The sequence below is a fragment of the Deltaproteobacteria bacterium genome (assembly GCA_011773515.1).
Classification (GTDB): domain Bacteria; phylum Desulfobacterota; class Deferrimicrobia; order J040; family J040; genus WVXK01.
This window is the reverse complement of sequence record WVXK01000094.1, coordinates 1-5,668: the sequence shown is the minus strand read 5'-3', so window position 1 is coordinate 5,668 and position 5,668 is coordinate 1. Positions and strand designations below refer to the sequence as shown.

6 protein-coding genes are annotated in these 5,668 nt (G+C 51.5%); all 6 read left to right on the top strand.

The window, feature by feature from the left end; genetic code table 11:
* Window positions 1-719 (top strand): DNA primase (locus tag GTN70_09930; protein ID NIO17293.1); only part of this gene is annotated, 719 nt, incomplete at its 5' end.
* Window positions 720-1,055: 336 nt separating this feature from the next.
* Window positions 1,056-2,024 carry a tyrosine-type recombinase/integrase gene (locus GTN70_09925; GenBank protein ID NIO17292.1) on the top strand — a complete coding sequence of 323 codons (969 nt, stop codon included), beginning with the start codon at window positions 1,056-1,058 and terminating at the stop codon, window positions 2,022-2,024.
* Between the two features lies 1 nt (window position 2,025).
* The gene (locus GTN70_09920) at window positions 2,026-2,265 is read left to right on the top strand and encodes a helix-turn-helix domain-containing protein (protein ID NIO17291.1); all 240 of its coding nucleotides are present in this window, start codon (window positions 2,026-2,028) and stop codon (window positions 2,263-2,265) included.
* A 47-nt stretch (window positions 2,266-2,312) separates the two neighbouring features.
* The gene (locus GTN70_09915) at window positions 2,313-2,501 is read left to right on the top strand and encodes a hypothetical protein (GenBank protein ID NIO17290.1); all 189 of its coding nucleotides are present in this window, start codon (window positions 2,313-2,315) and stop codon (window positions 2,499-2,501) included.
* 409 nt (window positions 2,502-2,910) lie between these two features.
* Window positions 2,911-4,500 carry a hypothetical protein gene (locus tag GTN70_09910; GenBank protein NIO17289.1) on the top strand — a complete coding sequence of 530 codons (1,590 nt, stop codon included), beginning with the start codon at window positions 2,911-2,913 and terminating at the stop codon, window positions 4,498-4,500.
* A gap of 390 nt (window positions 4,501-4,890) precedes the next feature.
* On the top strand, window positions 4,891-5,668 hold a 778-nt coding region (locus tag GTN70_09905), incomplete at its 3' end, for a hypothetical protein (GenBank protein ID NIO17288.1).

Genomic DNA, 5,668 nt, shown 5'->3' with positions numbered 1-5,668 from the left:
ACACGCTGGGCCCGGATTATGCTCACCAAGCCCCGCCTGAACTTTTGATGCAACGCCGGGGGGATTCCCATCCGACCATTATCGCCTCGCTTCGCGGTTTTCGTTTCATAAGCACGATCGAGACAGAGAGCGGACGCGCGCTTGCAGAGGCCCTCACAAAGCAACTTACTGGCGGAGACTATGTGACCGCTCGACGGATGCGCGAAGATTATTGGATGTTCCGCCCGACTCATAAGATTTTCCTTGCTACAAACTATAGGCCGACCATCAAAGGGACCGATCGTGCAATCTGGCGAAGAATCCGATTGATCCCTTTCATAGTCGAGATCCCCCCAGAAATGGAGGACCTCGAGCTCGCCGAAAAACTCCGAGAGGAACGCGACGGGATTTTATACTGGGCAATCCAGGGATGCACCAGCTGGCAAAAAAACGGGCTCAGCGAGCCAAACATCATAAACGAAGCCACAGACGCTTACCGAAAGGAACAGGACCTTTTGGGACGTTTCATTGATGAAAAATGCGAAGTGAAATCGGACTTTGAAGCAATGGCCTCAGAGCTCTATTCAGAGTATCAAAAATGGTGCGAAGAGAGCGGGGAAAGGCCAATGAGTAAAACCGCATTCGGGACCCGATTATCCGAAAGGGGCATGATTCAGGAGAGAACTAACAAAGCAAGACTTTGGAAGGGCTTACGCGTTCTTACCCCAATGAATTGGTGACGCGGTGACGCGATGTGACACCATATATATATAAAGCCCCTACGCGCGCGCGCGTGTAAGATTAAACCCAAACCCGCGTCACAACGCGTCACTCTTTGTAACTCCCCGGCATTAAATAAGATAAAAAATGGCAACGCGTCACTCGAGTGACACCGGATCGCGTCATTTTTGCGGTACAATTTCCGCGAAACGCCAGGGGTACAACATTCGGTCGCTCGAAAATCGATGCCTGTAATTGATTATTTGTGGACATAGAGGGCCATATCAGGAAATAAACACTTGACAGGTTTCTATCATGTGCTATATTCGGACAAGGATGGACTATAAGGGGTTATTATGAGGAAAACTCAAAAGGCTCTAACACTGTCGGAATCGATGATGATCCCGGATGCGGCTTTAAGGCTCGAGAACGTAGCGAAGCGATTCCTGATGGACCAGGATGTTAAAATCAGCTCGCGGAGAACCTACGAGAGGGCCTTAAAGCCATTCCTTCAATGGATCAGTCTCAGTGACACAAGAAAGCCCGGGAGGGCGGATATCCTAAAGTACAGAGAGACACTTTTGAGCCAGGGGCTTGCAGCTAACACTGCGAGCCTCTATATCACGGTCGTTCGGAAATTCTTTGAATGGCTCGAATCCGAAAAGCTGTGGCCGAACATCGCTCGGGAGGTGAGGGGATCCAAGCGTCCCCGGGGACCTCGCCGGCAAGCGCTCACACACGAACAACTGAAACGGCTTTCTGATTCAATCGACAGAGAGACAACGATCGGAAAGCGCGATTATGCAATCTTTAGATTGGCAATCGCGACGGGGATCCGGAGCATGTCGATTGTCCTGGCGAACATCGAAGATATCAGACAGGAATCAGGATATGCGGTCTTGCGGATCCAAGGCAAAGGACGGGACGCAAAAGATCACGAGGTGGGGCTTGCCGAATCCGTACATTCGGCCATTATGTGCTATCTGGCAATGCGGAACGGGACCCGAGAGGGGGATCCGCTTTTTATCTCGCATGGGAATCGATCCAAAGGCCGGCGCCTTACAACGCGAGCCCTCTCGAGGATTTTCAAGGAACGGCTTCGAGCAATCGAGATCGATGATCCCCGCCTAACGCTTCATAGTCTCAGGAACACGTTCATAACGCATGGATTCGAGGCCGGCGTCATCGATCACCGGATCCAGGATGTGACAGGCCATGCCAGCGTCGATATGCTAAAAACGTATCGGACGGTACGCAACCGCTTCGATGAAAATGCTGCAGAGTGGAAAGTTGCCGAGTATCAAAAAGAGAAAGGAATTGTCTAGCATGAGTAAACCAAAGCGGAAGACCAAGCCAAAGCGGAAGAAAAGACAGGGCGCGCTTGACGCTGAAATCGGATCGATAAAGCTCTATACATTGAAAACACTCGCGGAAAAGCTCGGTACCACAGAGCGCACGCTCCGGGAGTACATAAAAAAAGGCCGTCTCAAAGCAACACTTGTCGGGGGGGCCTGGCGGGTATCGCAAAAGAACCTCGAGGAATTTTTCAAAGAACAAAGCGAATAACGGTTAGAGGTGGACACCGAGATTTTAAAAAGGGAAAGGGGTTTGCTATGGGCGACGACGTCCTGAGCGGAAAAGAAGAAAGGCTCCCGGAAACCAAGGAGGAAATTGTCGGCTTCTTCGTCAAGATAATGAGTCAGATAGGCTCAGATATTGATGAAAATGGCATGGTGCTGAAGCAAATCAATCTCGAGCTTAAAAGGATCAACGACAAGCTCGAGGGGATCAGAGTCCTATAGCGTTGATTTGCAGACGCGGGCTTAATGCTCTGAAAAACCACAGACGTTGCCGCGTGCGTCCCTCAGAACACACGCGAGCCGATGCGACTAACAGGGAGCTTGCTGGAATTAAACGGAGACGCCAAGAGAAGCGAAAACAACCGTATACTCGCTCCCATTGCCATGCCGCGCGTCCAACGGTTATTTAACGGTTAAGACAATTCACGTTCGAAAAGTCGCGCGGGGAGTGGGAAAAAGATTGATTGATAGCGCGCTTCTCATTATGAAGTAAGCACAGGTATCGCAAATAAAGATTTTCAGCTGTGGGTTTGGACCAATAGCTGAGCCAAAGTGATAGAAGCGTTCCCACCACCGAACAATCCGAGATTGTGCAGGCGCTTCAGGAGGGGACGCTTTTTTTGAGGGAATCATGCCCGTTTCACTCTCTGCAGAGGCCAGGCTCGAGCTCGCCAGAAGGCGCCCGAATCTCAGGCTCAAAGCCGAGATCATCAAGAACTACAAAGCGGCGACCGAGGCGATCATCGACGTGACGGATCGCGTGATCAGCTGGGGCAGATATGAGAACGACTCGACGCTCGCCTCCCTTGACTGGTTGATGCCGAACCTCACGATGATGCTCGACAATGCCGACGGCTATTTCCGCGAGGGATATTCAGGCTCGATCTGGGATGCGAGCCCGGCAAAAGCGCCCTATGAGTGCGTCCTGCGGATCCGCCTCTATGTCGATCATGCAAGCGGTAGCGACATGGCGCTCGAGTATCTCGGTCGGATCATCGACTGCTCTCTGCAGGCCGATAGCAATTTCGCCACAGCTGAGCTCGTCACCTATTTCGAGCCGGCGAATGTGCTCAACATCGAATGTGGCGTCCGCGATGGATCGTGGACAAAGTGGGACGGCACCAGCCAGGTGCGAAATAGCAAGGGGGGGCTCTGTTTTGCCGCGCCAGATATTACATGGTTCGGTTGCTGGACCGATCCGGACGGGCGTCGGGTTTGTCGCGCTGAAACCCTATGGACTTCTACCTTGATGCTTATTATCAAAAAACACGCGAGCACAGGGGAGGAAGTGCTTCCACAAATGAGATTCGGAACGTCGATGATGCTGCGAAAAGACAACCTGGTTGATACAGATGTACGGTCCGAAGACAATCCGAGCGCAACCTGGCCCTGGCATTACTACAATCCGCCCGGCTATTTCGAGCTTAGCCCGAGCGAGATCATCAAGGATCTCATGACGACGGTCGCCGGCTTGGGTAGCAGTCTCATCGATAGCAGCTCCTTCTCGACGCTCGACACCTATTTTGCCGGCCAGAGTCCGGTATACGACCTATGGTGTTCACTCTATGAAAAGAAGAAATATGCCGAGCACGTTCTCGAGATCCTCTCCTATGCCCCGGAGACCTTTCTTTTCTGGTCCTACGATTCCAAGCTCCACATGGTCAAGATCCCCGCCTACTCGACAACGCCGACGCCCTATGTCTTTAGCACCAGAGAGGACGTGAACAACATCGTTTCAATTGACGAGATTGGCAGATACGAGGAGCGACTGGCGACGACGCTCGGCGTCTCCTATGGCGCGCGGACGGTCCAGGACCAGTGGACGCTCGAGCGCGAGCTTCTCATAGGTGGCAAGGCAAACACATACGCCGATGTCATCATGAACAAATGGGAGCTCGAAAAGAGCATCTCGCCGACTCCCCAAAAAGTCAAAAAGAGAAAATTTGAAAAGCCCTGGTTCAGCGCAGATTATGGAACGGCACATTTCGCAAGGATAGAGGCCTACGTCGATAACTATTTTTCGGTCTGGGGCAAGCCTGTCGATCGTTACGCGATAACATCGACCCCGGCAAGCCTGGAGGTCGAGCAGGGCGACGTGATCGCGCTCGACGTTGCGGAGCGCAACCTTTCAAACAAGAAGCTCTTGGTGATAGGAAAGGGCTTCGACTTTGATCACTATGAAGCGATCTTTAAATTCAGCGACCAGGAGTTTGCATCATGACGGTCCGCCCTAAACCCGTTGCTCTGGGGGGGCAAAGTGGCGGGGGGGCTTCGATCCCCTCCCCGCCTGGACCGCTTTTCCGCGCCAATGTGCTTTATGTGCATAAAGGCCGCTTTGCAGACATAGAAAAGACCTTGACACGGTTTCGAGCTGAATGATTCGATTCTATCAGGACGCCGAGATGATAATTCCCTATTATAAAATTGGAAATCTAGCGAAGTCGATTCGTTCTTTCCTTTGCTTCCAGAGATTAATAGCCACGACGTCGCCTTGGAGCGGTGCCGGCGAGCCCGGGAAATTCCCTTTCCCTTATTTTTCTTAGGAAGCCTCGGTGTCCGCGGATCGGCTTCGCTTTTTTATCCCCGGTCGAGGGCATTAAGGGGGATTGTTATGGGCAATGAGAGAGAAGAACGCGAATTGCTTCCGCACGAGAAAGCCGCTGGGGGCTTAAGCCTCAATGATGTATTGGCTGAACAGGAGACGCCGTTCAAGTATGACGACCGCGATAAGGAACGCGCCTTTGATTCAGCGCTTGAATTTCCTTTAACCGAGGACTTTCGAGCAGGAGACACTTATAATGCAAATCTCTTTGTGAACCAACACGGAGCACATATCCGTTGGTGCGAGCCTTTTCGGAAATTCTACGTCTGGAATGAAAAGCGATGGGAACCTGATGCAAAAAAGAAAATCTCAGAGTTTGCTCAAAAGACAATTCGAGAGCTCTATTCCGAGGCGAAAAATTGCGAAGATTCAGATCAGCGACGTGAGCTCGCGCGGCATGCCGTAAAAAGTGACTATAAGCATCGGATCGATGCGATGATCGAGCTCGCAAAACCTAAAATTGCGATATTGCCGGAAGAACTCGACAAGGATCCCTGGCTTCTAAATTGTGAGAACGGGACGCTTGATCTCCGAACGCTCGAAATTAATTATGGGCGCCGCGAGCATTTCATCACAAAGATTGTGCCGGCAAGATATAAACAGGGAGCTCCTGCTCCTACCTGGTATAGCTTCTTAAACGATGTCACAAATCGAGACGTTGAATTGCAGCGTTATCTGCAAAGATCAGTAGGGTACGCTCTCACCGGTTTGATTCGCGAGCATGTGCTTTTCTTCTTATACGGAAGCGGTCGAAATGGCAAAAGCACGTTCCTGAACGCGATCATCG

Coding starts and splice junctions, on each gene's coding strand:
- GTN70_09925 (NIO17292.1), top strand. CDS start 1,056: ATGAGGAAAACTCAAAAGGCTCTAACACTGTCGGAATCGATGATGATC.
- GTN70_09920 (NIO17291.1), top strand. CDS start 2,026: ATGAGTAAACCAAAGCGGAAGACCAAGCCAAAGCGGAAGAAAAGACAG.
- GTN70_09915 (NIO17290.1), top strand. CDS start 2,313: ATGGGCGACGACGTCCTGAGCGGAAAAGAAGAAAGGCTCCCGGAAACC.
- GTN70_09910 (NIO17289.1), top strand. CDS start 2,911: ATGCCCGTTTCACTCTCTGCAGAGGCCAGGCTCGAGCTCGCCAGAAGG.